The following is a 22,008-nucleotide window of genomic DNA, read 5'->3' as shown; positions in this document are numbered from 1 at the left end:
CCCGCCCGACGGGTGTCCGTCCGGGCAGGCCCTCGCCGTGCGGGAGTTGAACCACCGATCTGACGGTGTGTCGACAGCGCGATCACCGGGAGGACAGAACGGGGGCGGAACTCAGTCGATACTGCGCAGGATGTGCGTCTCGGACAGGTCGTCCTCGTACCCGGCGAGCCGGATCGGGGCGCAGCGCGACCAGGTGTCCAGCGGGCGCTCCTCCTCGAACAGCGAGGCTCCGTCGCCGCCGCGTTCCACGGTCTTCTCCTTGCGCTTGAGCGGTTCTGCTGACACAGCGCACTCCTTACGTCGCGTAGGCCGGATACTCCCCCACGGCCTTGGGCGCGGGGGGACCCCCGAAACGGCCGTGGCGGTGCGCCGGCGCCCGGGGGGTTCCTTTTTTGGGCGGTGCCGACGCGGTGGCGCCTGTGCGGGGCCGGAAGCGTGGCCGAGGTGGCGACTCGTTCCGGGACGGACTCGGGGGCCCGGTACTTCCCCTGGAGCCGACTCGTCCCGCACAGCCTATGCCGGGCCGCAGGCCGTCACCAGCCGGTTTACGGCCGACTCACCCTCCTGGGCCCACCGGGCGGCGGCCTGCCAGGACAAGGGACGACGGCCCCGGCCGCCGCGCGGCATGGCGCGATTGCTACGGTTTCCCGTGCTCAACAGTGAGAAAGACCGTCGCGACAGCTCTGGGCCGACCGGGTCGCCGATACCCGGCCCCCCGCCCGCGCGGGGGTCCCGGCTCTCCCGAGTGCTCGCCGACATCTCCCCGCTGCGGGAGCACCCCGACTTCCGGCGGCTGTGGTTCGGCAACACCGTCTCGTACATCGGGCAGCAGATGACGGCGATGGCCGTCGCCCTGCAGGTCTACGCGATCACCGGCTCCAGCTTCTACGTCGGTCTGGTGGGCCTGTTCTCGCTCGTCCCGCTGATCGCCTTCGGCCTGTACGGCGGAGCCGTCGCGGACGTCGTCGACCGGCGCAGGCTCGGCCTGATCACCTCGGCCGCGCTGACCCTGCTCTCCCTGGCGCTGGCGCTGGTGGCGATAGCCGGCCTGCGGTCGGTGGCGGTGCTGTACGGCATCGTGGCCCTCCAGGCGGTCTTCTTCGCGATGAACTCACCGGCCCGCTCCTCGATGATCCCCCGGCTGCTGCCGCCCGAGCAGCTGCCCGCGGCCAACGCGCTGGCCTCGCTGGCCGGCGGCGTCGGACAGATGGCCGGGCCCATGCTGGGCGGCGTCTTCGTGGGCTTCTGGGGCTATCAGGCGGCCTATCTGATCGATGTGCTGGCCTTCACGGCCTCGCTGTACGCGATGTGGCGGCTGCCCGCGATGCTGCCGGAGAGCAAGCTCGCCGCGGCCGGCAAGGGGGCGGCCGCGGTCGAGGCGGCCCGGCGCCGGCCCTCGGTGATGGAGGGCCTGCGCTATCTCGGCGCGCGCCCCAATCTGCGCACCACCTTCGTCTCCGACCTGGCCGCGATGGTGCTGGCCCAGCCCCGGGTGCTCTTCCCGGCGGTGGCGGGCCTGTGGTTCGGCGGCGACACCCGGACCGTCGGCCTGCTGGCCGCCGCGCCCGCGGTCGGCGCGCTGCTCGGCAGCGTCTTCTCGGGCTGGCTCGGCCGGGTCAACCGCCAGGGGCTGGCGGTGCTCATCGCCATCGCCTCGTGGGGCGGGGCCGTCGCGGTCTTCGGCCTCACCCGGGATCTCTGGCTCGGCCTGCTCTTCCTGGGCGTCGCGGGCTGCGCCGACACCGTCTCGATGGTGTTCCGCAACACCATGCTCCAGTCGGCGGCGCCGGACGACATGCGCGGGCGGCTGCAAGGCGTCTTCCTGGTCGTGGTGGTCGGCGGCCCCCGCCTCGGCGACTTCCTGGCCGGTTCGGCGGCCGACATCTTCACCCCCACCGCCGCCCTGGTCGGCGGCGGCCTGGCCTGCATCCTGGCGATCACCCTGATCGGCACCTTCCAGCGCGGCTTCGCGCGGTACGACGCGCGCGACCCGGTGGCGTGAGTCCCGCCTGACCATGGCGCCCGGCAGCCCGCTCAGCCGGCCTCGCCGACGTAGACCCACGCGCCGTCCTCGCGGCTGAAGGCGCTGTTCTCCCGCTGCTCACCGGTCCCGGGGCCCAGCCGGTAGTGCGCCCGGAACTCCACCGTGCCCTCGGAGTGGAAGGCGGTGCCGCCGGTGGCGCCGATCACGTCGAGGCCGGTCCAGCGCACCTCGGGATCGAGGCTCAGCGAGGGCGGCCGGGTGCCGGCCGACCAGGTCCGCAGCAGATACCCGGCGTCCCCGACCGCGAACGCGCTGTAGCGCGACCTCATCAGCCGCTCCGCGGTCGGCGCCGCCGCGCGCCCGGCGTGGAAGGCGCCGCAGCACTCGCCGTAGGACGCGGGGAGACCGCAGGGGCAGGAGGCGGTGGGGGAGTACGCCGCCGGACCGGGGGTACGTGATCGCTTGCGGGACATCCCCCGATTCTGCCGTACCCGCTTCGGCCGACCGCCGCCGACCGGCCATGGAGCGGACCGCCCGCAGGCTCCGCGGCTCGGGCCGCTCCCCTGTTCACACCCCCCATTCGCAGCAGCGCCGGGTTTTGCCCGGCCCGAACCGGAAAAGCGCACACCATGGTGCAAATCGGGTACACGATGCTGACCGAGCATTCCGGCCCCCGCGATCTGGTCGATCACGTGGTCGCCGCGGAGGACGCGGGTTTCGACTTCTCCGTGACCTCGGACCACTACTTCCCCTGGCTCGCCTCCCAGGGCCATGCCCCCTACGCCTGGACCGTGCTGGGCGCCGCCGCCCAGGCCACCCGCCGCATCCCGCTGATGACCTATGTGACCTGCCCGACGACCCGCTACCACCCGGCCGTCGTCGCGCAGAAGGCCGCCACGATGCAGCTGCTGTCGCAGGGCCGCTTCCGGCTCGGCCTGGGGTCGGGGGAGAACCTCAACGAGCACGTCGTCGGTGGCGGCTGGCCGGCGGCCTCGGTCCGGCTGGAGAAGCTGGAGGAGGCCGTCGTCATCATCCGCGCCCTGTTCGCCGGCGAGGAGCTGACCCATCAGGGGCGGCACTTCGAGGTCCGCGACGCCCGGCTGTGGGACCTGCCGGACACCCCGCCGCCGATCGGCGTCGCCGTCTCCGGCGACCGCTCCTGCCGGCTGGCCGGCCGGCTCGCCGACCTGGTCATCGCCACGCAGCCGAGGGCCGAGCTGATCGACGCCTTCGACCGCTACGGCGGCGCGGGCAAGCCCCGGGTCGGCCAGATCCCGGTCAGCTACGGGACCGACCGCGCGGCGGCCGTGGCCCGCGCGCACGACCAGTTCCGCTGGTTCGGCTTCGGCTGGAAGGTCAACTCCGAGATCCCGGGGCCGGCCGGCTTCGAGGGCGCCAGCCAGTTCGTCAGGCCCGAGACCGTCGCCGAGTCGATCCCCTGCGGCGACGACGTGGACGCCTTCGTCGAGGCCGTGCTGCCGTACGCCGACGCCGGGTTCGACGAGATCGCCTTCGTCCAGGTCGGCGGCGACCAGCAGCTGCCGTTCATCCGCTGGGCCGAGCAGACCCTGCTGCCCGCGCTGCGCGCCGCCCTGCGGCCGTAACCGCTCCCCGAGCCCTTTCCCCGACCTTTCTTCTGTCCCCTCGTGCCGTCCCCGGAAGGAACCATCGTGACCACCGCGCAAGAGCAGACCGCAGACCCCTCCGCCCAGGTCGCCGTCACCCTCGACGGCTGCGCCAAGGAGGACGCCCGTACCGTGCTCACCGCTCTGAACACCAGCTTCTCCTCCGACCGGCCCTCCGACGACGAGCCCGCCGACGACAAGGCCGGCCGGCCCACCGTATGGACCGCGACCTACGACGTCTCCCGGACCCTCGCGCTGCCCGGCCCGGCCCGGCTGTCCGAACCGGTCACCATGACCGCCCAGGGCGGTTACCGCGCCGTGGACCGGCTGCGGGAGAGCCTCGCCGAGGCCTTCGCCGTCCGGGTGGTCGGCACCGCGGCCGGCGACCAGGAGCAGGAGGCCCAGCTCCGGCTGGACAACCAGTGAGGAACCCCTGACGGGCCGACGGCCCGTCAGCGATTCGCCGCATCGCGTTTCACCGTCCCGGACGGGGACATACGCCGCCCGTGGCATCGGAGTGGCCCGGCCTGGCGTGTCCCCGCCGGGACGCGGGCACGGCGCCGACCGCCCGGTATACCGGGCGCAGGCCTGTGGGTGGTGTGAGCGAGGAGGCGACCGGGGATGATGCGTGGAGCGCTGGCGGCCTCGGTCAATGTGCTGGTCTGGTGGGGCCTGCTCTATCTGCTCTATCTGATCCTCATCTCCACCGGCCCACCGCTCGAACAGATGGTGGGCGCGGGATTCGCACTGCTCGGCGCGATCGCCGCCGAGGCGATGCGCCGCGCCGAGCACCCCGCACTCCGCGGCAGCCGCCGGATCGGGGCGGCTGCCGCGGGCTTTCCCCTCACCCTGCTGGCGGAGACCGGGCAGTTGGCCGCCGCCGTCGCCCGGGCGCTGGGCGGCGGCGGCACGCCCGGCGCCGTCGTCACCATCCGCCTGACCCCCCAGACGGACGCCGCGCTGGCCGCGGTGCTGCTCTCCGCCTCCCCGGGCGCCTGCGTCATCGACATCGCCGAGCAGACCGTCGACAAGGCCGCCGAAACCCCCGCCACCGGATACGACCTGACGGCCCATGTGCTGGGCCGCTCGGTCTCCCGGGTGGAACGGGCGCTGGGCGGAAGGCGGTTGGAGTGAAAGCGGTGGGTGACGCCGCCGGCACGGCGCCGGCGGGCCGGCCGCGCGGCGGGAGGGCGGCCGGATGAACGCCTGGATCGTGGTCGCCTGTGTGCTGCTGCCCGCCGGGGTGGGGCCCTGCCTGCTGCGGGCCACCCGGGGGGAGCCCGCCCAGCGGCTCGCCGGGATGTCGCTGGCCGGGGTGATGGCGGTCGCCGTCTTTCTGCTGGCCGCGCGCGGGCTGCACCGCGTCTCGTACATCGATGTGGCGCTGGTGCTCGCGGTGCTGGCGCCGGCCGGGACCCTGGTCTTCGCCCGCTGCCTGGCCGGCGGCACCGGTCTGTCGCCCCGGGACTGGCGGCGGACCGCCGAGCGGGGGCGGGACTGAGATGGACGTCCGGCACGGATTCGCGCTCGCGCTGCTGTTCTGCGGCGCCGCCGCCCTGCTGCTGTCCGCGCTGGCGCTGCTCGCGCTGCCGACGCCGTACGCCCGGCTGCACGCGCTCGCGCCGGCCACCACGATCGGGGTCCCGCTGCTCACCCTGGCGCTGGCGCTCGACGCGGGCGCCGGGCGCGAGGCGGCCAAGCTGCTGTTCATCGGGGCGTTGACGGCCGTGTCCGGCCCGGTGATCTCGATCGTCATCGGCCGCACCATGGCCCGCGAGGGCGAACTGCCGGACGACGAGCCGCAGGGGCCGCCGGCATGAACACCACTCCCGGCGCCGTCGACTTCCTGGTGGCCACCGCCCTGGTGCTGGTGACCATCGCCGCGACCTGCGCGGCCCTGACCCGTGACCCGTCCCGGCAGGCCGTGGTGCTGGCCGTGCTCGGGGTCTGCCTGGCGCTGCTGTTCCTGGTCATGCAGGCGCCCGACGTGGCGCTGTCCCAGCTCGCGGTCGGCACCGCCGTCACCCCGCTGCTGATCCTGCTGACGGTCCGCAAGATCCGCCGCGGGCCGGTCGACCGCGGGGCGGGCCGAGGAGGAGCCGGGGACGGGGAGGACGAGTGACCCGCCGGGTGCGCACCATCGTCTTCCTGCTGGCCGCGGCCGCCTTCGCGGTGGTCTTCGCCATCGCCTGCACCGACCTGCCCCGCTTCGGCACCCACCACCACCCGTACGGCGACCGGGCGGTCGCCGCCTCGCTCCAGCACCGCACCGCCAATGTGATCTCCGCGATCAACTTCGACCAGCGCGCGCTCGACACTCTCGGCGAGGAGTCGATCCTGTTCGGCGCGGTGCTCGGCGGCGTCTCCCTGCTGCGCCGGATGCGCGCCGAGAACCGCGGCACACCGGAGCCGAGCCGGGTCCTGCCGTCCACCCTGCTGCTGGGCGCGGGACTGCTCCCGGTGACGGTGCTGGTCGGCGCGTACATCGTCGCCCACGGCCAACTCAGCCCCGGCGGCGGCTTCCAGGGCGGCGTGGTGCTGGCCACCGGACTGCATCTGGCGTATGTGGCCGCCGACTACCGGGTGCTGCGCCGGCTGCGGCCGCTGGCCGTCTTCGCCGCCCTCGACGCGGTCGGGGCCGGCGCGTTCGGCGCCCTGGGCCTGGCCGGGCTGGTGGCGGGCGCCGCCTACTTGCAGAACGTCCTCCCGCTCGGCACCTTCAACACGCTGTCCTCGGCCGGCCTGGTGCCGCTGGTGAACGCCGCCGTCGGGCTGGAAGTGGCCTCCGGCGTGATCGTGCTGATCGCCCAGTTCCTCGACCAGGCGGTGGAGATCGCGTCCCCCGACGACGACGGCTCCGCCGCGGACCAGGAGTCCGGAGCATGACGGTGCTGCCTTTCCTCGCGGCCGGCTGGATCTTCCTGGCCGGCGTCTACGGCATGGTGACCAGCCGCAATCTCGTGCACGCCGTCGGGTGTCTCGCGGTCGCCCAGTCGTCCACCTACGTCCTGCTGCTCGGCATCGGCTACCGGCGCGGCGGCACCGCGCCGGTCTTCTCCGACATCCCGGTCAATACCCCGGTGGTGGACCCGGTGGTGCAGGCGCTGGTCCTCACCGACATCGTGGTGGGCGCCACCGTCACCGCGCTGCTGCTCAGCCTGGTGATCCAGATCCGCAAGCGCAGCGGGACCGTCAACCCGGAACGCCTCACCGAGCTGAAGGGCTGAGGGCCGCCCGTGCCGTCGACCGACGATCTGCTCCCGCTGGCGGTCGCGGCGCCGCTGATCGGCGCGGCGCTGCTGGTGCTGGCGGGCAGGCTGCTGTCCCGCACCGCCGCCGATGTGCTGGCCGCCGCGTTCGCCGTATTCACCGCCGGGGACCTGTCCCTGCTGTGGGTACGGGCCGGCGAGACGGGCGACCAGCGGGTGGTCTCCTGGGCCGGCGGCTGGACCCTGCACCACGGGCAGGGCGTCGGCATCGCGCTGGTCGGCGACCGGCTCGGCATCGGGCTCGCCCTGCTGGTCGCGGCGCTGATGCTGGCCGTGCTCGCCTACTCCTGGAAGTACTTCGACGAGCAGCCCGGCAACCACGGCGGCACCTTCCCCGCGCTGCTGCTGCTCTTCGAGGCCGGTATGTGCGGATTCGCCCTCACCGGGGACCTGTTCAACGCCTTCGTGTTCTTCGAGCTGATGGGTGTGGTGGCCTACGCGCTGACCGGCCATCACGTCGAGGACCCCCGTTCGCTGCACGGCGCGCTGAGCTTCGGTGTGGTCAACTCGCTGGCCGCCTATGCCTCGCTGCTCGGCATCGGCCTGCTCTACGCGCGCACCGGCGAGCTGGGCATGGCCCAGACCGGCGCCGCGCTCGCCGGCCACCCGGCCGACCTGCTCACCGTGACCGCGTTCGTCCTCGTCATCGCCGGCATGCTGGTCAAGTCCGCCACCGTGCCCTTCCACTTCTGGCTGCCCGACGCGCACGCGGTGGCACCCAGCCCGGTGAGCATGCTGATGTCCGGGGTGATGGTGGAGCTGGGCGTGTACGGCGTCGCCCGCGTCTACCGCGTCGTCTTCGGCGGCCCCGGCGGGGTGCCGGCCGCCGCCTTCACCCACACGATGGCCGCCTTCGGTGTGCTGACCGCGCTCACCGGGGCGGTGATGTGCTGGCAGCAGCGGCACCTGAAGCGGCTGCTGGCCTTCTCCACCATCTCCCACACCGGGCTGTGGCTGCTGGGCCTCAGCCTGCTCAGCCCGGCCGCCACCGCCGGGACCGCGCTCTACGTCGCCGGGCACGCCGGGGTGAAGGCGGCGCTGTTCGCGCTCACCGGTGTGCTGCTCGACCGGAACGGCTCGGTGGACGAGTACGGGCTGCACGGGCGCGGCCGCCCGTATCCGTACACCGGCGCGCTGTTCCTGCTCGGCGGGCTGGCGCTGGCCGGGCTGCCGCCCTTCGGCACCACCCTCGGCAAGGCGGTCGCCGAACACGCCGCCGAGGACCACGCGGGATGGCTGCCCGCCGTCTACATCGTGGTCTCCGCGCTGACCGGCGCCGCGGTGCTGCGGGCGGCGCTGCGGATCTTCTGGGGCGCCGGTCCCGAACCCGCGCTCAGCTGCTCGGACATCGAGACCAGCGGCGACGGCGAGGACCCGGAGGTCCGCGACCCCCTGCGGGCGGTGCCGAAGACGATGACCGCCGTGCCCGGGGTGCTGCTCGCCGCCGGTCTGCTGGTCGGGGTGGTGCCGGGCGTCGGCCGGGCGATGGCCGCCGCGGCCCGCACCTTCGAGGACCGGACCGGCTATGTCGACGACGTCCAGGGGCTGCCGGTGCCCGCGCCGCGCCACCCGGTCCCCGAGGCCGCCTGGACCACCTCGGGCGTGCTGTTCGGCCTGCTGTCCGTCGGGCTCGCCTTCGGCCTGGCGGCCGTCGCCGTCTGGCGGCCCGACCTGCGCTGGCCGGCGGCCCGGGTGCTGCGCGACCTGTCCGCCGACGGCGACCGCCGGCTGATCACACCGCTGCGCCGCCTGCACTCCGGTGTGCTCGGCGACTACGTCACCTGGCTCACTGTGGGGCTGGCGGTGCTGGTGGTGACGGTGGGCGCGCAGCTGTGACGGTGTCCGGGACTCGCTCGCGGAACTCTCAGGCTGCCGCGTCCGCCATGATCCGGCCGGTCGCGTCCTTGTCGAGCGCCACCCTGACCAGCGCGGCGGCCAGCACCGCGGGCTCCGTGCCGCCGGCCAGCCGCGTCAGGGGAGCGGCGGTGGCGGGCAGGCCGAGGCGGCGGGCGCCGTCCAGTGCCTTGCCGTCCAGGCAGGGGGCGATCTCCGGCCAGACGGCCTGGGCCTCGCGCAGGAAGATGTCCGCGCCCGCCGGACCGATGCCGGGGAACTCCTGGAGCTCGCGGCGCAGCTCCGTCATGTCCCCGTCGGCCTTGTTGCGCAGCCGCCGCAGGTCGCCGCCGTAGCGCTCGGCGGTGAGCTTCGCGCCTTCGCCGAGCTGGGTGGCGGTCCGCTCGTCGTAGCGCCGGTAGCCGCCGCGGCCGAGCGCGTCGACCCGCTGCTGCCAGCTGGCGTCCGCCATCCGCTTCGGATCGCGCATGCCCGCCTTGGTGAGCTCCTTGGCCGCCGCCATCGCGACGCTCGCCCTGATCCGGGTGCTCAGCAGGCTGGACAGCACCAGCAGCTGGTAGAGCGGCTGCGGGGCGTTCTTCAGCGCGATGCCCGCCTCGTCGGCGTAGGTGCGTCCGTAGTCGTCCAGCAGTGCGCCCATGACGTCCCGCTGTGTCGTCGTGGCCATTCCGCTTCGCCTCCTGTCGGCTGCTGTCACATGGTCGCGGTCCTTCGGGTACCCGAACCGGCGGCCCGCAACCGGCCCCCGGAGCCACCGCCCCGGCGCCCGGTCCACCGGCCTCAGCCCCCGGAGTGCACCGCGCGGACCATCGCCACCGTGTCCGCGTCCGCCGCCGTCTTGTCCTCCCGGTAGCGGATCACCCGGGCGAAGCGCAGCGCCAGGCCGGCCGGGTAGCGCGGCGAGGTCTGCACGCCGTCGTAGGCGATCTCCACCACGAGTTCGGGCCGCACCGTCACCGTGTGGCCGTCGTCGCTGACCGCCAGCGCGCCCAGCCGCTCGGTCTGCCACTCCAGCAGCGCGTCGGTCAGGCCCTTGAACGTCTTGCCGAGCATGACGAAGGATCCGTCCTCGTCGCGCGCGCCCAGATGCAGATTGGACAGCGTCCCGGTCCGGCGGCCGTGCCCCCGCTCCACCGCCAGCACCACCAGGTCCAGGGTGTGCACCGGCTTGACCTTGATCCAGGAGGCGCCGCGCCGCCCGGCCGCGTAGGCGCCCGCGGCGGACTTGACGACGACGCCCTCGTGGCCGCGGTCCAGCGTGGCGGAGAAGAAGGCCGCCGCCCCGGCGAGCTGGGCCGGGTCCGCCGGGTCGGCCACCACAGCCCTGCGCACCCGCAGCTCCGGCGGGACCAGCGCCTCCAGCGCGATGTGCCGCTCGGCGTAGGGCAGGTCCAGCAGGTCCCGGCCGTCGACGGAGAGCACGTCGAAGAAGACCGCGTGCACCGGCATCGAACGGGCGGCCGCCGCCACGTCCACCCGGGAGCCGACCCGGCCGGCCGTCTGCTGGAACGGCCGGGGGCGGCCGGCGCCGTCGAAGGCCAGCACCTCGCCGTCGAGGATGAAGCGCTCGGCGGGCAGCGCGGCCGCGGTCGCCACGATCTCCGGCAGCCGCCCGGTCACGTCGTCCAGGGTCCGGGTGAAGACGCGTACGCCGCCGGCGTCGCGGTGGATCTGCACCCGGATGCCGTCGAGCTTCTCCTCCACCGCGCACGGGCCCGCCTTGGCCAGCGCCTCCTCGACGTTCTTGGCGCTGCCGGCCAGCATCGGCAGCAGCGGTGTGCCCACGGTCAGCGCGAAGTCGGCCAGCGCCTCGGGGCCGCGGGCCAGCAGCGCCATCGCCACCGGTTCCAGCGCGCCGGCCAGCATCACCGCACGGCGTACCCCGGCCGGCGGGGCGTGCGTCGCGGCGGCCAGGCCCTCGGCGGCCGCCGCGTCCAGCGCGCCCTGCCGCACCTCGCCGGTGAGCAGGCCCAGCAGATACTCCTGCTCCGGCGCGGTGGCCGCGCCGAACAGCTCCTGGAGCAGCGCCCGGCGGCCGGCCTGCGCGCCGGGCCCGGACACCTCGCCCACCCGGGTCAGCGCCGCGTCCACCGCCGCCACGGTCAGGCTCGCCCCGGTGGCCGGTTCGGCCCGGTCGCGCAGCGCCGCCCAGCCGACGCCGAGCCGGCCCTGCGGCAGCCGGCCGGCCAGATAGGCGATGGCCACCGGGACGTCGGCCGGCTCGGCCTCCCCGAAGAACTCGGCGAGCAGCGCGGTCTTGCGCGACCGCGCCGAGGTGGTGGCGATCTCCCGGGACACCCGGGCGACTTCGGCGAAGAGCATGCGTCCATCCTGCGTCGCCCGGCCGGAAGGCGCCCCTGCCGGGTCCAGAGAATCGAATGTACGTACGAGAGCATGTGTAGAGTGGCAACCATGCACCACCAGCAAGTGTCCCTCTTCGGCGGCGGCGACCCCGGGATCGGCGACCTGGCTCCGGCGCGCCGCACCCAGCTGGGCCGGGGCGCCTGGATCGACACCCTGCCCGGCTGGCTGAGCGGCGCGGACGACCTCTTCGAGCGGCTGGCCGCCGGGGTCCCGTGGCGGGCCGAGGAGCGCCGGATGTACGACAACGTGGTCGCCGTACCGCGCCTGCTCGCCCACTACGGCCCGGGCGCGCCGCTTCCCGACCCCGTACTCGACGAGGCCCGCGACCGGCTCAGCGCCCATTACGCGGCCGAACTCGGCGAACCCTTCGTCTCGGCCGGCCTGTGCTTCTACCGCGACGGCCGGGACAGCGTCGCCTGGCACGGCGACCGGATCGGCCGCGGCGACTCCCAGGACACGATGGTCGCCATCGTGTCCCTCGGTGAGCCCCGCCCGCTGCTGCTCCGCCCCCGGGGCGGCGGCGGCACCACGATCCGGCAGCCGCTCGGGCACGGCGACCTGATCGTCATGGGCGGCTCCTGCCAGCGCACCTGGGATCACGCGATCCCCAAGACCAGGGCCGATGTCGGCGGCCGGATCAGCGTGCAGTTCCGGCCGCGCGGCGTGGCGTGAACCGCGGGTCGCGTCCGGCGGACCGTTGAGGCGCGGCCGTCAGCCGTGATCGGCGCCGGCCGGGTCCGGCTCGTGCTCGCCCCGGGGTGATCCGGCGCCCCGCCCGGCGCCGTTCGGGCGGTTCGGCGGGCCGGTGATGATGTCCACCAGGGCCACCACCAGCGCCAGCGCGGCCAGGCCGGTCGCCGCCAGCAGGCCGAGCTGGAAGCCGCCGGACCAGTCGGCGCGTTCGCCGCCCACCTTGTTGAAGAAGATCGAGCCGACCGCGGCGATCCCCGCCGCCGAACCGATCCGCTGCGCGGTCTGGAGCACCCCGCCCGCGCTGCCCGCCCGGGCCACCGGCACCTCGCTCAGCGTCAGCGTCTGGTTCGGCGAGATGACCAGACCGCTGCCGAGCCCGGCCAGCAGCAGCGGCGCCGCCGTCACGAAGCCCACCGCCCGGCCGGACTCCAGGTGCACCGCCAAGGCGGTGCCCAGCAGCCCGACCACCACCGTCACCAGCCCGGCCGCCACCAGCGGCCGCCCGATCCTGGTCACCACCCGGCCGCCCACCGCCGCCGCGCCGCCCGAGCCCAGCGCGAACGGCATGATCGACAGGCCGGCCTCCAGCGCGCTGTACCCCCTGCCGTTCTGCAGGAAGAGCGTCAGGATGAAGAAGATCGAGGTGAAACCGGCGAAGTACAGCAGCGACAGCAGCACGCCGAGTCCGTACGACCGGTGCCGGAAGAGCTTCATGTCCACCAGCGGCGCGTGCCGCACCGCGTGCCGCCGCTCCCACAGCACGAAGCCCGCCAGGATCAGCAGCGCCAGCGGGACCAGCAGCCACTTCAGTGAACCCGACCACTGCCGCTCCTGGATGAAGGGCAGCAGCAGCACACCGGTGCCCAGGCCCAGCAGCAGCACGCCCAGCGGGTCCAGATCCGTGCTTCGCTGCGGCTTGCCGGGTTCGGGCTCCGGCGGGCCCGGCAGCAGCCGGTAGGCCAGCGGCAGCGCGACCAGGCCGATCGGCAGATTCACGTAGAACACCGCGCGCCAGCCCTCATGGGCGCCGAACCCTTGGATCAGCACGCCGCCGAGCAGCGGGCCCACCGCCGTGGACACCCCGATGGTCGCGCCCAGCAGGCCGAAGGCCCGGCCGCGCTCGGCGCCCCGGAACATCTGCTGGATGAAGCCCGACACCTGCGGGACCAGGACACCGCCCGCGGCCCCTTGCAGCAGCCGGGCGGCGATCAGCCAGGTCTCGCTCTGCGCCGCGCCCGCCAGCGCGCTGGTCGCGGTGAAGGCGATCAGGCCGGCCAGGAAGACCTTGCGCCGCCCGTGCACGTCGCCCACCCGCCCGGCCGACACCAGCACCAGGCCGAAGGCGAGCGAGTACCCCGACAGCACCCACTGCAGCCCGCTCTGGGACGCGCCGATGCCGGTACGGATCGACGGGAGCGCGACATTGACGATGCTGACGTCGAGCAGCGTCATGAAGCTCGCGGTCAGACACACCGCCAGGGCCGGCCAGCGCCGGTCGTGGCCACCGCGCGACCGTTCCCCGGCGTCACCCGACCCGTCCCAGGCGCCGCGGGACGGTTCCTGCGGCTGCGACGGTGAGGCGTGCGCTGTGCCCACGGTGCGGGTCCTTCCCTCGGGCGACGGCGGATGTACGGAAAACGGGTGCCCCGTACACGCTCCGCCCATGCGTACGAGCCGCCCGGGGCCACCGGTCGGCGCACCCCCGTGCGCCCGGGCCGGCGGCCGATGACGCCCCCGATCCGGGGTAGACCTCCCCCATGACGACCCCGAACGCCACCCTTGGCGTCGAAGAGGAGTACTTGCTGCTCGACCGGGAGACCGGGCTGCCCGCACCCCGGGCCGGGCGGGTGCAGGCGGCCGCCGACCTGGAACCGGTGCTCGGCCGCGACGAAGTCGACACCGAACTGCTCCAGGCGCAGGTCGAGGTCGCCACCCCGGTGTGCGGCGACCTGGACGACGTGACCGCCCACCTGGCCCGTTTCCGGCAGGCCGTCGGCGCGGCCGCCGACCGGGCCGACTGCCGGCTCGCCGCGACCGGCGGCGCCCCGATGAGCTCCGGGCGGGCTGTGCCCGTCACGCAGAACCAGCGCTATATGCGGATGCGGGTGGACGCCGGGCGGCTGGTGGACGAGCAGCTCATCTGCGGAATGCATATCCATGTGGCGGTACCGGACCGCTCGGCGGGGGCCGCCGCGCTCGGGCGGATACGGCCCTGGCTGCCGGTCCTGGTCGCGCTGGGCGCCAACTCCCCCTTCTGGGACGGCCGCGACACCGGTTTCGCCAGCTGGCGCACGGTGGTGTTCGGCCGCTGGCCGGTCAGCGGTTCGCCGCCGTTCTTCGCCGACGGCGTCGAGTACGAGCGCCGGGTCGAGGCGCTGCTGGCCACCGGGGTGATCCGGGACCGCCACCAGCTGTACTGGCACGCCCGGCTGTCCGAGGAGTACCCGACGCTGGAGATCCGTACCCCGGACGTGCAGGTCGACGTGGACAGCGCGGTCACGCTGGCCGGCATCGCCCGCGCCCTGGTGACCACCGCGCTGCGCGCGGGCCGGCGCGGCGCCCGCCCGCTGGACCCGCCGAGCAGCATCCTCTACGCGGCCGGCTGGCACGCCGCCCGCCACGGCCTCGACGACGACCTGGTCGACCCGCGGCACGGCACCCCCGCGCCCGCCGCCGACGTGGTCGGCGCCCTCCTCGACCACATCGGCCCCGCGCTGGCCGAACTCGGCGACACCGAACGCGTCACCGGCGGCGTCAAGCGCCTCCTCGACCAGGGCACCGGCGCCGCACGCCAGCGCCGCGCCCTCGCCGAGGGCGGCCTCGACGCTCTCCTCGACCTGATCGCCCCGGGCGCGGCGGACCGGGGATGAGGGTTTTGCCGCACGGCGGGTGAGGCTTGCGGTGCGTGGTGGGTGCGGGCCCGTGGTGGCTTGTCGCGCAGTTCCCCGCGCCCCTGGGTGGGGCGTGGCCGGGCCGCAGGGGGATCGGCGCCGGTGGTGGGGTTTGCGCTGGGCGGTGCCCTACAGGGGCGCGGGGAACTGCGCGAACGGCCACGACGGGCCCGAGGGCGGGGAGCCGGCGGGAGTGCCGCGGCGCGGAGCCGCACCCGCGGGCACGGGGGAGCGCTCCCCAGGGGCGCGGGGAACTGCGCGACAAGCCACCACGGGCCTTAGGCCGGGAAACAAGCGGGAGCGCCACCGTGCGGAACCGCACCCGTTTCCCCCCACCCCGCTCGGGTAGGCGTTCGGCCGAAGCAGGGGAGGCCCGGCAGGGCAAGCCCCCGTCGGTCGAGAGACACGCGAGAGGACGTGATCGTCCGTGCGAACCGCATTCCTGGTGGCGCCGGAGGGCGTCGAGCAGATCGAACTCACCTCGCCATGGGACGCGCTGGCCACGACGGGAGAGACCCCGCAGCTGCTGTCCACCGCGCCGGGTTCCGTTCAGGCGTTCAACCATCTGGACAAGGGCGCCACCTTCCCGGTGGACATGACCGTCGACCAGGTCTCGGCGGACGACTTCGACCTGCTGGTGCTGCCCGGCGGCGTCGCCAATCCGGACGCGCTGCGGCTGGACCGCCGGGCGGTCGACCTCGTCCGCGGCTTCTTCGACGCGGGCAAGACCGTGGCCGCCATCTGCCACGCGCCCTGGACCCTGATCGAGGCCGACGTGGTGCGCGGCCGCACCCTGACGTCCTGGCCGAGCCTGCGCACCGACATCGGCAACGCCGGCGGCACCTGGACCGACCAGAAGGTCGTGGTCTGCGACAACGGCCCGAACACCTTGATCACCAGCCGGAAGCCGGCCGACCTGGAGGCCTTCAACGCCAGGATCCTGCGCGAAGTGGGGGCGATGACATGACCGAGCCCGCGGACTTCGGCATGGGAGACGACGTCTACCAGCCGGACGACAGCGAGATCCGGGAGGACACCGGACCGCTGGAGCCCGAGGACACCCTGGTGGACCGTGGCCTCGACGACGTGCTGGACGAGGGCTACTCACCGCCGGAGCGGCCGCGCGCCGCCGAGGACGTCGGCACCACCGCGGACGAGCAGCGCGCCGGTGAGTCCCTCGACGAGCGGCTGCGGCGGGAGGTCCCCGACCAGGGGCCGCCCGACGGCGACGGCCTCGGCGACAGCAGCGACAGCGACGGCGAACTCGTCGACGACGAGGTCGGCGAGCGCCGGTCCGGGCGGCTCGTCGGTCCGGACGAGGGCGCGCACAGCCGGCACGACGGCGTGAGCGGCGAAGACATCGGCATCGACGGCGGCGCGGCGTCCGCCGAGGAGGCCGCCGTCCATGAGGTCGACGACGAGGAGGAGCCGCGCTCGGCGGAAGACATCTGGGACTGACCCGGCGCGGAGTGCCGGTTCGGTACGGCGAGTACGGAACGCGAGTACGGAAGGAGCGGGTGGGATGGCAGCAGCGAACGGATCCAGTGAGCCGGACCCGCGCGGCACGGGCGGTGCGCGGGCCGGCGCCAGGAGCGGCGAGGGCTCGACCGGTCTGGCGTCGAGGAAGGGCGAGCGGGGACGGCACCGCAGGCACGGGCGGTCCTTCCACTGGCCGCACCGGCGCGCCAAGGAGGGCCCCGGCGCCGCCGTCGCCCCCGAGGCGACCTACGGCCGCAACGGGGAGAAGCTGCCCACCGGCCTGGGCGCCAGCCTGATCACCTCCGGCGGCATGCTGCTCGCCATGGTCGAGGACGTACGGATGCGCGGCGTCGTCGAACCCGAGGAGCTGCGCCCGCTGGCCGACACCTTCGCCCGGCACTCGGCCGCGAAGGAGGCCACCGTCCGCAAGGTCCTGACCCGGCGCGGCATCGCCACCACTGTGGTGGAGCGCGACCGGCAGGAGGGCGACCTGATCCAGGGCATCCTCGACAAGGCCCTCACCGGCCGGCACCCGGAGGACACCCGCACCCTGACCATCGACGGCGCTCTCGCCCAGATGTACCAGTACCTCTTCCACGAGCGGCGCGACCTGGAGCCCGCCATCGAGCGCGCCCTGACGCCGGAGGACAGCGAGAGCCTCGCGGCGGCCTTCGAGGCCATCTCCGCCGGATGACCGCGCCGGCGCCGGCGCCGGCGCGACCCCGCGACGACCGCGGGGCCGTGACGCGGCGGCGGCGCCGGGCGGCCATCGGCGCGGCCGGCCGTGTGCCCGGAAGGGAGCCGACGGCATGGTGATCGCGGACCAGCGGTGTACACCGCGTACGACGTGTGCGGCGACGGCGGCCCTCCCGGCCGCGGAGCCGCGGTGAGCGCCTTCAGTCACCGGGCCTTCTTCTACCGCGGTGACAGCGAATACCTGGCGGACGCGACCGCGTTCGTCCGGGCCGGCCTGGCGGCGGGCGAGCCCGTCGCGGCGGCGGTACCGCCGGACCGGCTCGCACTGCTGCGGGCCGCCCTCGGCGAGGACGCGGCCGGTGTGCACTTCACCGACATGGCCATGGTCGGCCGCAACCCCGGCCGGATCATCCCCGGTGTCTTCACGGCCTTCTGCGACGCCCAGCCGCCGGGCCGGGTACGGATCATCGACGAGCCGGTCTGGCCGGGGCGGACCCCGCTGGAGTACCCGGCCTGCGTCCAGCACGAAGCGCTGACCAACGCCGCCTTCCACGGCCGCCCGGTCACCATCCTGTGCCCGTACGACGGGGCCCGGCTGCCCTCGGAGGTGCTCGCCGACGCCCGCGTCACCCACCCGGTGGTGATCGAGCGCGGCCGGGAGCAGGTGAGCGCGCACTACGCGCCGGAGCGGGCGGCGGCCTCGTACAACATCCCGCTGCCCGCGCCCCCGCACGCCGTCAGCCTCGACTTCGACGGTCAAGGACTGCGCGGCGCACGGCAGTTCGCGGTACGGATCGCCGGCGGGTTCGGCGTGGACGAGACCCGCCTCGACGACCTGGCGCTCACCGTCTCCGAACTCACCACCAACAGCGTGCTGCACGGCGGCGGTTACGGCGTGATCCGGCTGTGGGCCGAGAACGGCCAGTTGGCCTGCGAGGTGAAGGACCGCGGCCGGATCAGCGACCCGCTGGCCGGCCGGCTGGAGCCTCCGGTCGGCCGTCCCGGTGGCCGCGGTCTGCTGATGGTCCATCAGCTCGCTGATCTCGTCAGGGACCACACCGGCCCCGAAGGCACCGCGATCCGCTGCTACTTCGCCCTGCTGCCGGAGGGCGGCCAGTACCCGGGCAGCGGCGGGAGTCCTTCCGCGACGGGGGACCCCGAGTAGCCTCCGCCGGTCGTCCTACGGCGGCCCGGGCGCGCTCCCCGGGCGGAAATCCCATGGTCCGCGCACCGGCCGGGCGGCCAGGATGTGGGTATGACGCGCACCTTCGACGAACTGGTGGCCGAGGCGGACTCCGTGTCGGTCGACGGCTGGGACTTCTCCTGGCTGGACGGCCGGGCCACCGAGCAGCGGCCCTCCTGGGGCTATCAGCGGCTGATGGGGGAGCGGCTGGCTCGGGTGGACGCGGCGCTGGACCTCCAGACCGGCGGCGGTGAGGTACTCGCCGGCGTGCCCGTCCTGCCCCCGGTGATGGCCGCCACCGAGTCCTGGCCGCCGAACCTCGCCAGGGCGACCGCGCTGCTGCACCCGCGCGGGGCGGTGGTGGTCGCCGACAGCGACGAGCCGCCGCTGCCGTTCGCCGACGCGGCGTTCGACCTGGTGACCAGCCGCCATCCGGTGACGGTGTGGTGGGACGAGATCGCTCGCGTACTGCGGCCCGGCGGAAGCTACCTCGCGCAACACGTGGGCCCGGCCAGCGCGTTCGAACTGGTCGAGTTCTTCCTCGGCCCGCAGCCGCCGGAGGTGCGCGAGGGCCGTCATCCGGACGGAGCCCGGAAGGCGGCCGGGGCGGCCGGCCTCGACGTGGTCGATCTGCGCCCGGAGACCCTGCGGATGGAGTTCCTCGACATCGGCGCGGTGGTCTACTTCCTTCGCAAGGTGATCTGGATGGTGCCCGGCTTCACGGTCGCGGAGTACCGCGACCGGCTGCGGGACCTGCACCGGATCATCGCGGCGGACGGGCTGTTCGTGACCCATTCGAGGCGGTATCTCATCGAGGCGCGCAAGCCGGCCTGATCCCGGGGCCGCTGTGACGGCGGCGGTGCCCCGGGGCCCGCCGACGGGGCGGCGGGCGGCCACGGGGCGCGCGGATCAGGCGCCGGAGTCGAAGGTGCCGAAGGCACCGTCGTGGTGGACCAGCGGCGCCGCCGCGGCCGGGCCGCCGGCCGCGAGGATTCTGCCGACCACCAGGAAGTGGTCCCCTATGTCGTGGACTTGGACGGTCCGCGCGGTCAGCCACGCGTCCACCCCGGCGAGCAGGGGCACACCGCTGTCACCCGGTGCCCACTCCACCCCGGCGAACCGGTCCACCCCGCTGCGGGCGAATCCCCTGGCCAGCTCGGTCTGTTGGGCGGCCAGCAGATGGACGGCGAAGACGTCCGCGGCGCGTACGGCCGGGGCGGTCGACGCGGTGGACGCCAAGTAGAAGGAGACCAGGGCGGGTTCGAGCGAGGCCGAGGTGAAGGAGGTGGCGGTGAACCCCGCCGGTCCGGGCACGGTCACCACCGCCACGGTGTTCGCCTGCCGTCGCAGGGTCCTGCGCAGCAGGTCCGCGCCGACGCCCCGCGGCGGCAGCCCGGAGTCCGGGGCGGCCCGAAGGGAGGAGTCGGCGGCGGCGTTCGCAGCGAGGGAGCGGGTCACAGTCATGCGAGCGGTTCCTTCCGGGACGGTTCGTGCGGGTGGGGACGGTCGGCATCGGTCGTACCCGACACCGGGCCGCGCCGGGCCCGGCCCGGCCGGCGGGCTGGGCGGGCCGTCCGGGTGGGGGCTGAGCGGGCCACGGCGGTCGGGGCGGTCCGGTGGTCGGCCGGGTTCGGTGGTGCCCGATCTCTTCGGGCGGCGGGAGATGGCGGGTCGGGTCCGGGCCGGCGGGGCTGAGCGGGACATCGCGGTCGGGGTGCGAGGGCGGTCGGGAGGTCGGGGCGGTTCGCGGGCGGTCGGCTTCGGTCGGCGGCGGTCGTGCCCGACGTGCCCGGTGGCGGGACAGGCTGGGCGCCGTCCGGGGTCGGCGCCCGGTACGGCCGCTGCCGACCGCCCGGGCGGGAGTCCGCGCGGTACGGGAGCGGCTCCGTGCCCGCTCCTTCGTCTGTCCGTCGGCGTCGTGGTGACCCGCGGCCGGGGGAGGCGGACCCGGCGGGCCCGCCTCCCCCGGCGCGGTCAGAAGACCGCGCCGCCCTCCACGGCCAGGACGGGACGGCCGGCCGCGCGCAGCCGCTCCAGCCACTGGACGACGAGGGCGGCGACACTGCGGTGCTGGATGTCGTTCAACGTGTCGTGGCGGCCGTCGGCGACCGTGGCCAGGGTCGCGCCGGGGAGCAGCGCGGCCAGGGCCCGGGCCCGTTCGGGAGGCGAGACGGGGTCCGCGGCGCCGTGCAGGAGCAGCGCGGGCACGGCGGGCGGCGCCGCGAGCACCGCTTCGGCGGCGGCCACCAGTTCGGCCGGTGCCGGCGCGGTCAGCGCCCCCGGCGCGAACAGCGGGTCGGCGCCGAGCCGTCCGCGATGCGTCGGGCAGGTCGTCCGCGCGTCCAGTTCGCCGGCCCATTCCTCCTCGGCCCCGGCGGACCAGGCACCTTCGCCCGGCACCCCCGCCAGCAGCAGCGCCCCCGGCGCGGCCGCCGTCCGCACCGACGCGGCCAGCGCGTGCAGCGCCCCGGTGTCGGAGCCGGCCAGCACCAGCGGCGTCGCGGCCCCCGCCGCCACCGCGTCCACCGCGGCCGCGACTCCGGCCGGGTCGGCGCCGGGCGCCACGTCCAGCACGTGCACCACATAGGCGTCTGCGGCCAGCCGCCGCCCGAACCGCTCGTAGACGCCCGGGTGTTCACCGCGCCCGGGCAGCAGCACGATCGTCCCCCGGTGCAGCAGCCCCTGCGCCGGATACCAGTGCGCGGCGCGGTCGGCGGGCGGCGCCGGCACGGTCGGGTGCACCGGATCCCCTGTCGCGGTCGGGGCGGCCGTACCGGGTGCGGCGGTCATCGGGCGGCGCCGACGGGGGCCTCGACCCGGGCCGCGTCACGGCGGGCCACCTCGGCCCGGACCAGCGGGAGCAGATCGCGGCCGTAGGCGATCGCGTCGTCCAGCGGGTCGTAGCCGCGGATCAGCAGCGTGGTCACGCCGATGTCCACGTAGTCGAGCAGGGCCTGCGCGACGGTCTCCGGCGTGCCCACGAGCGCGGTGGAGTTGCCGGCCGCACCGGTCGCCTTCGCCGTCGGGGTCCACAGCGCGCGGTCGTGCAGCTCGCCCTTGGCCGCCGCGGCCAGCAGCCGCTGGGAGCCGGTGTTCTGCGGCTCCGCCCCGGGCCCGACCGGGAGGATACGGCGGCTGCCGACGAACGAGGCCGCCGAACTGCGGGAGTTGATGGTGTCGAGGATGCGGTGCGCCCGCTCCCAGGCCTCGTCCTCGGTCCGGCCGAGGATCGGACGGAAGGAGACGCTGATGCCGGGCGCCTCGGTGCGGCCGGCCGCGGCCGCGGCGGCGCGGACCGACGCGATCTGCTCGGCCGTCTCGGCCAGCGGCTCGCCCCACAGCGCGAAGACGTCCGCCTGCTTGCCGCCGACCCGGTAGGCCGCCTCGGAGGAACCGCCGAAGTAGAGCGGGATGCGCGGCTCGGTGACCGGCTTGACCTCGGCGAGGAAGTCCTGGAGCTGGTAGAAGCGGCCCTCGTGGTCGAAGGGCTCGGCGCTGGTCCAGGCGCGCTTGACGATGTCCAGATACTCGTCGGTGCGGGCGTAGCGGTCGTCCTTGCCGAGGTGGTCGCCGTCCCGGCGCTGCTCCGCGTCGTGGCCGCCGGTGATGATGTGCACGGCGACCCGGCCGCCGGAGAAGCGGTCCAGCGTGGCGAAGGTGCGCGCGGCCAGCGTCGGCGCGACGAAACCGGGCCGGTGCGCCACCAGCAGCCCCAGGCGTTCGGTGTTGGCGGCCACGTACGCGGCGACCTGCGTACCGTCCGGGCTGCTGGAGCCGTAGCCGATCAGGACGCGGTCGAAGCCGGCGTCCTCGTGGGCGCGGGCGAAGCGCAGGGTGTAGTCGGGGTCGACGACGGGCCCGGCCGGCGGGCGGATCTCGGAGACGTCGCGGGTGCCGATCATGCCGATGAACTCGACGGGCATGGCTGGTTGGGCCTTTCGTGAGATGTTCTCGCTGACGGGGCGGATCG

General features: G+C 74.7%; 25 protein-coding genes. 17 read left to right on the top strand and 8 right to left on the bottom strand.

The window, feature by feature from the left end:
* Positions 1-111: 111 nt before the first annotated feature.
* On the bottom strand, positions 112-285 hold the full coding sequence (locus tag ACFO3J_RS10600; RefSeq protein WP_386428454.1) for a hypothetical protein: 174 nt from the start codon (positions 283-285) through the stop codon (positions 112-114).
* A gap of 340 nt (positions 286-625) precedes the next feature.
* Here ACFO3J_RS10600 and ACFO3J_RS10595 point away from each other — a divergent pair, with 340 nt between their 5' ends.
* Positions 626-2,002 carry an MFS transporter gene (locus tag ACFO3J_RS10595; RefSeq protein WP_386428452.1) on the top strand — a complete coding sequence of 459 codons (1,377 nt, stop codon included), beginning with the start codon at positions 626-628 and terminating at the stop codon, positions 2,000-2,002.
* A gap of 32 nt (positions 2,003-2,034) precedes the next feature.
* Here ACFO3J_RS10595 and ACFO3J_RS10590 read toward each other — a convergent pair whose 3' ends face one another.
* The gene (locus ACFO3J_RS10590; protein WP_386428449.1) at positions 2,035-2,457 is read right to left on the bottom strand and encodes a YchJ family protein; all 423 of its coding nucleotides are present in this window, start codon (positions 2,455-2,457) and stop codon (positions 2,035-2,037) included.
* Positions 2,458-2,613: 156 nt separating this feature from the next.
* On the opposite strand from ACFO3J_RS10590, the gene ACFO3J_RS10585 reads away from it, so the two are divergent.
* The 9 genes from ACFO3J_RS10585 (at position 2,614) to ACFO3J_RS10545 (ending at position 8,714) form a co-directional block, all read left to right on the top strand.
* A complete protein-coding gene (locus ACFO3J_RS10585; protein WP_386428446.1) occupies positions 2,614-3,588 on the top strand; it encodes an LLM class F420-dependent oxidoreductase in 975 nt (324 codons plus the stop codon).
* 66 nt (positions 3,589-3,654) lie between these two features.
* Positions 3,655-4,035: a hypothetical protein gene (locus ACFO3J_RS10580; RefSeq protein WP_386428444.1), complete on the top strand. Its 381-nt coding sequence runs from the start codon at positions 3,655-3,657 to the stop codon at positions 4,033-4,035.
* Positions 4,036-4,230: 195 nt separating this feature from the next.
* Positions 4,231-4,743, top strand: a complete 513-nt coding sequence (locus ACFO3J_RS10575) for a hypothetical protein (RefSeq protein ID WP_386428442.1) — start codon at positions 4,231-4,233, stop codon at positions 4,741-4,743.
* A gap of 64 nt (positions 4,744-4,807) precedes the next feature.
* On the top strand, positions 4,808-5,110 hold the full coding sequence (locus ACFO3J_RS10570) for a monovalent cation/H+ antiporter complex subunit F (RefSeq protein ID WP_386428441.1): 303 nt from the start codon (positions 4,808-4,810) through the stop codon (positions 5,108-5,110).
* A 1-nt stretch (position 5,111) separates the two neighbouring features.
* Entirely contained in the window at positions 5,112-5,429 is a 318-nt protein-coding gene (locus ACFO3J_RS10565) for a monovalent cation/H(+) antiporter subunit G (protein WP_386428439.1), read from the top strand.
* Positions 5,426-5,731: a Na(+)/H(+) antiporter subunit B gene (locus ACFO3J_RS10560; protein WP_386428437.1), complete on the top strand. Its 306-nt coding sequence runs from the start codon at positions 5,426-5,428 to the stop codon at positions 5,729-5,731. Before ACFO3J_RS10565 ends, ACFO3J_RS10560 begins: the two co-directional genes overlap by 4 nt.
* Positions 5,728-6,495 (top strand): MnhB domain-containing protein, encoded by a 768-nt coding sequence (locus ACFO3J_RS10555; RefSeq protein WP_386428435.1) that lies wholly within the window; start codon positions 5,728-5,730, stop codon positions 6,493-6,495. The genes ACFO3J_RS10560 and ACFO3J_RS10555 overlap by 4 nt, the downstream gene beginning before the upstream one ends.
* Positions 6,492-6,836, top strand: a complete 345-nt coding sequence (locus tag ACFO3J_RS10550) for a sodium:proton antiporter (RefSeq protein WP_386428434.1) — start codon at positions 6,492-6,494, stop codon at positions 6,834-6,836. Before ACFO3J_RS10555 ends, ACFO3J_RS10550 begins: the two co-directional genes overlap by 4 nt.
* Positions 6,837-6,845: 9 nt before the next feature.
* Positions 6,846-8,714: a complex I subunit 5 family protein gene (locus tag ACFO3J_RS10545; protein WP_386428431.1), complete on the top strand. Its 1,869-nt coding sequence runs from the start codon at positions 6,846-6,848 to the stop codon at positions 8,712-8,714.
* Positions 8,715-8,742: 28 nt separating this feature from the next.
* Here the strand turns inward: ACFO3J_RS10545 and ACFO3J_RS10540 are convergent, their stop codons facing one another.
* On the bottom strand, positions 8,743-9,399 hold the full coding sequence (locus tag ACFO3J_RS10540; RefSeq protein WP_386428429.1) for an endonuclease: 657 nt from the start codon (positions 9,397-9,399) through the stop codon (positions 8,743-8,745).
* 113 nt (positions 9,400-9,512) lie between these two features.
* Positions 9,513-11,054 carry an ATP-dependent DNA ligase gene (locus ACFO3J_RS10535; RefSeq protein WP_386428428.1) on the bottom strand — a complete coding sequence of 514 codons (1,542 nt, stop codon included), beginning with the start codon at positions 11,052-11,054 and terminating at the stop codon, positions 9,513-9,515.
* A 90-nt stretch (positions 11,055-11,144) separates the two neighbouring features.
* Between ACFO3J_RS10535 and ACFO3J_RS10530 the strand changes: the two genes are divergently transcribed.
* The gene (locus tag ACFO3J_RS10530) at positions 11,145-11,768 is read left to right on the top strand and encodes an alpha-ketoglutarate-dependent dioxygenase AlkB (RefSeq protein ID WP_386428426.1); all 624 of its coding nucleotides are present in this window, start codon (positions 11,145-11,147) and stop codon (positions 11,766-11,768) included.
* A 39-nt stretch (positions 11,769-11,807) separates the two neighbouring features.
* Here ACFO3J_RS10530 and ACFO3J_RS10525 read toward each other — a convergent pair whose 3' ends face one another.
* A complete protein-coding gene (locus ACFO3J_RS10525) occupies positions 11,808-13,385 on the bottom strand; it encodes an MFS transporter (RefSeq protein WP_386428424.1) in 1,578 nt (525 codons plus the stop codon).
* 161 nt (positions 13,386-13,546) lie between these two features.
* Between ACFO3J_RS10525 and ACFO3J_RS10520 the strand changes: the two genes are divergently transcribed.
* From ACFO3J_RS10520 to ACFO3J_RS10495, 6 genes are all read left to right on the top strand, one after another.
* Positions 13,547-14,659, top strand: coding sequence for a carboxylate-amine ligase (locus tag ACFO3J_RS10520; protein ID WP_386428422.1), 1,113 nt, complete (start codon positions 13,547-13,549; stop codon positions 14,657-14,659).
* Positions 14,660-15,107: 448 nt separating this feature from the next.
* Positions 15,108-15,647: a type 1 glutamine amidotransferase domain-containing protein gene (locus tag ACFO3J_RS10515; protein WP_386428420.1), complete on the top strand. Its 540-nt coding sequence runs from the start codon at positions 15,108-15,110 to the stop codon at positions 15,645-15,647.
* Positions 15,644-16,138 (top strand): DUF5709 domain-containing protein, encoded by a 495-nt coding sequence (locus tag ACFO3J_RS10510; RefSeq protein WP_386428417.1) that lies wholly within the window; start codon positions 15,644-15,646, stop codon positions 16,136-16,138. Before ACFO3J_RS10515 ends, ACFO3J_RS10510 begins: the two co-directional genes overlap by 4 nt.
* A 64-nt stretch (positions 16,139-16,202) precedes the next feature.
* The gene (locus ACFO3J_RS10505) at positions 16,203-16,853 is read left to right on the top strand and encodes a hypothetical protein (RefSeq protein ID WP_386428416.1); all 651 of its coding nucleotides are present in this window, start codon (positions 16,203-16,205) and stop codon (positions 16,851-16,853) included.
* Between the two features lie 192 nt (positions 16,854-17,045).
* Complete coding sequence (locus tag ACFO3J_RS10500) at positions 17,046-18,020, top strand: anti-sigma factor RsbA family regulatory protein (RefSeq protein ID WP_386428415.1); 975 nt, start codon at positions 17,046-17,048, stop codon at positions 18,018-18,020.
* A gap of 90 nt (positions 18,021-18,110) precedes the next feature.
* Positions 18,111-18,872 carry a methyltransferase domain-containing protein gene (locus ACFO3J_RS10495; protein WP_386428412.1) on the top strand — a complete coding sequence of 254 codons (762 nt, stop codon included), beginning with the start codon at positions 18,111-18,113 and terminating at the stop codon, positions 18,870-18,872.
* Positions 18,873-18,947: 75 nt separating this feature from the next.
* Here the strand turns inward: ACFO3J_RS10495 and ACFO3J_RS10490 are convergent, their stop codons facing one another.
* From ACFO3J_RS10490 to ACFO3J_RS10480, 3 genes are all read right to left on the bottom strand, one after another.
* Positions 18,948-19,502 (bottom strand): flavin reductase family protein, encoded by a 555-nt coding sequence (locus tag ACFO3J_RS10490; RefSeq protein WP_386428411.1) that lies wholly within the window; start codon positions 19,500-19,502, stop codon positions 18,948-18,950.
* 510 nt (positions 19,503-20,012) lie between these two features.
* Positions 20,013-20,828, bottom strand: a complete 816-nt coding sequence (locus tag ACFO3J_RS10485; RefSeq protein ID WP_386428409.1) for an alpha/beta hydrolase — start codon at positions 20,826-20,828, stop codon at positions 20,013-20,015.
* Positions 20,825-21,961: an LLM class flavin-dependent oxidoreductase gene (locus ACFO3J_RS10480; protein WP_386428406.1), complete on the bottom strand. Its 1,137-nt coding sequence runs from the start codon at positions 21,959-21,961 to the stop codon at positions 20,825-20,827. Before ACFO3J_RS10480 ends, ACFO3J_RS10485 begins: the two co-directional genes overlap by 4 nt.
* Positions 21,962-22,008: the final 47 nt, after the last annotated feature.

This window comes from Streptomyces polygonati (assembly GCF_042650325.1).
Taxonomy (GTDB): Bacteria; Actinomycetota; Actinomycetes; order Streptomycetales; family Streptomycetaceae; genus Actinacidiphila; species Actinacidiphila polygonati.
Note: the sequence above shows the minus strand (reverse complement) of the source record. Positions and strands in the feature narration are given on the sequence as shown.

Coding starts and splice junctions, on each gene's coding strand:
- ACFO3J_RS10595 (WP_386428452.1), top strand. CDS start 626: ATGGCGCGATTGCTACGGTTTCCCGTGCTCAACAGTGAGAAAGACCGT.
- ACFO3J_RS10590 (WP_386428449.1), bottom strand. CDS start 2,457: ATGTCCCGCAAGCGATCACGTACCCCCGGTCCGGCGGCGTACTCCCCC.
- ACFO3J_RS10585 (WP_386428446.1), top strand. CDS start 2,614: ATGGTGCAAATCGGGTACACGATGCTGACCGAGCATTCCGGCCCCCGC.
- ACFO3J_RS10575 (WP_386428442.1), top strand. CDS start 4,231: ATGATGCGTGGAGCGCTGGCGGCCTCGGTCAATGTGCTGGTCTGGTGG.
- ACFO3J_RS10570 (WP_386428441.1), top strand. CDS start 4,808: ATGAACGCCTGGATCGTGGTCGCCTGTGTGCTGCTGCCCGCCGGGGTG.
- ACFO3J_RS10565 (WP_386428439.1), top strand. CDS start 5,112: ATGGACGTCCGGCACGGATTCGCGCTCGCGCTGCTGTTCTGCGGCGCC.
- ACFO3J_RS10560 (WP_386428437.1), top strand. CDS start 5,426: ATGAACACCACTCCCGGCGCCGTCGACTTCCTGGTGGCCACCGCCCTG.
- ACFO3J_RS10550 (WP_386428434.1), top strand. CDS start 6,492: ATGACGGTGCTGCCTTTCCTCGCGGCCGGCTGGATCTTCCTGGCCGGC.
- ACFO3J_RS10540 (WP_386428429.1), bottom strand. CDS start 9,399: ATGGCCACGACGACACAGCGGGACGTCATGGGCGCACTGCTGGACGAC.
- ACFO3J_RS10535 (WP_386428428.1), bottom strand. CDS start 11,054: ATGCTCTTCGCCGAAGTCGCCCGGGTGTCCCGGGAGATCGCCACCACC.
- ACFO3J_RS10530 (WP_386428426.1), top strand. CDS start 11,145: ATGCACCACCAGCAAGTGTCCCTCTTCGGCGGCGGCGACCCCGGGATC.
- ACFO3J_RS10520 (WP_386428422.1), top strand. CDS start 13,547: ATGACGACCCCGAACGCCACCCTTGGCGTCGAAGAGGAGTACTTGCTG.
- ACFO3J_RS10510 (WP_386428417.1), top strand. CDS start 15,644: ATGACCGAGCCCGCGGACTTCGGCATGGGAGACGACGTCTACCAGCCG.
- ACFO3J_RS10505 (WP_386428416.1), top strand. CDS start 16,203: ATGGCAGCAGCGAACGGATCCAGTGAGCCGGACCCGCGCGGCACGGGC.
- ACFO3J_RS10495 (WP_386428412.1), top strand. CDS start 18,111: ATGACGCGCACCTTCGACGAACTGGTGGCCGAGGCGGACTCCGTGTCG.
- ACFO3J_RS10490 (WP_386428411.1), bottom strand. CDS start 19,502: ATGACTGTGACCCGCTCCCTCGCTGCGAACGCCGCCGCCGACTCCTCC.
- ACFO3J_RS10485 (WP_386428409.1), bottom strand. CDS start 20,828: ATGACCGCCGCACCCGGTACGGCCGCCCCGACCGCGACAGGGGATCCG.
- ACFO3J_RS10480 (WP_386428406.1), bottom strand. CDS start 21,961: ATGCCCGTCGAGTTCATCGGCATGATCGGCACCCGCGACGTCTCCGAG.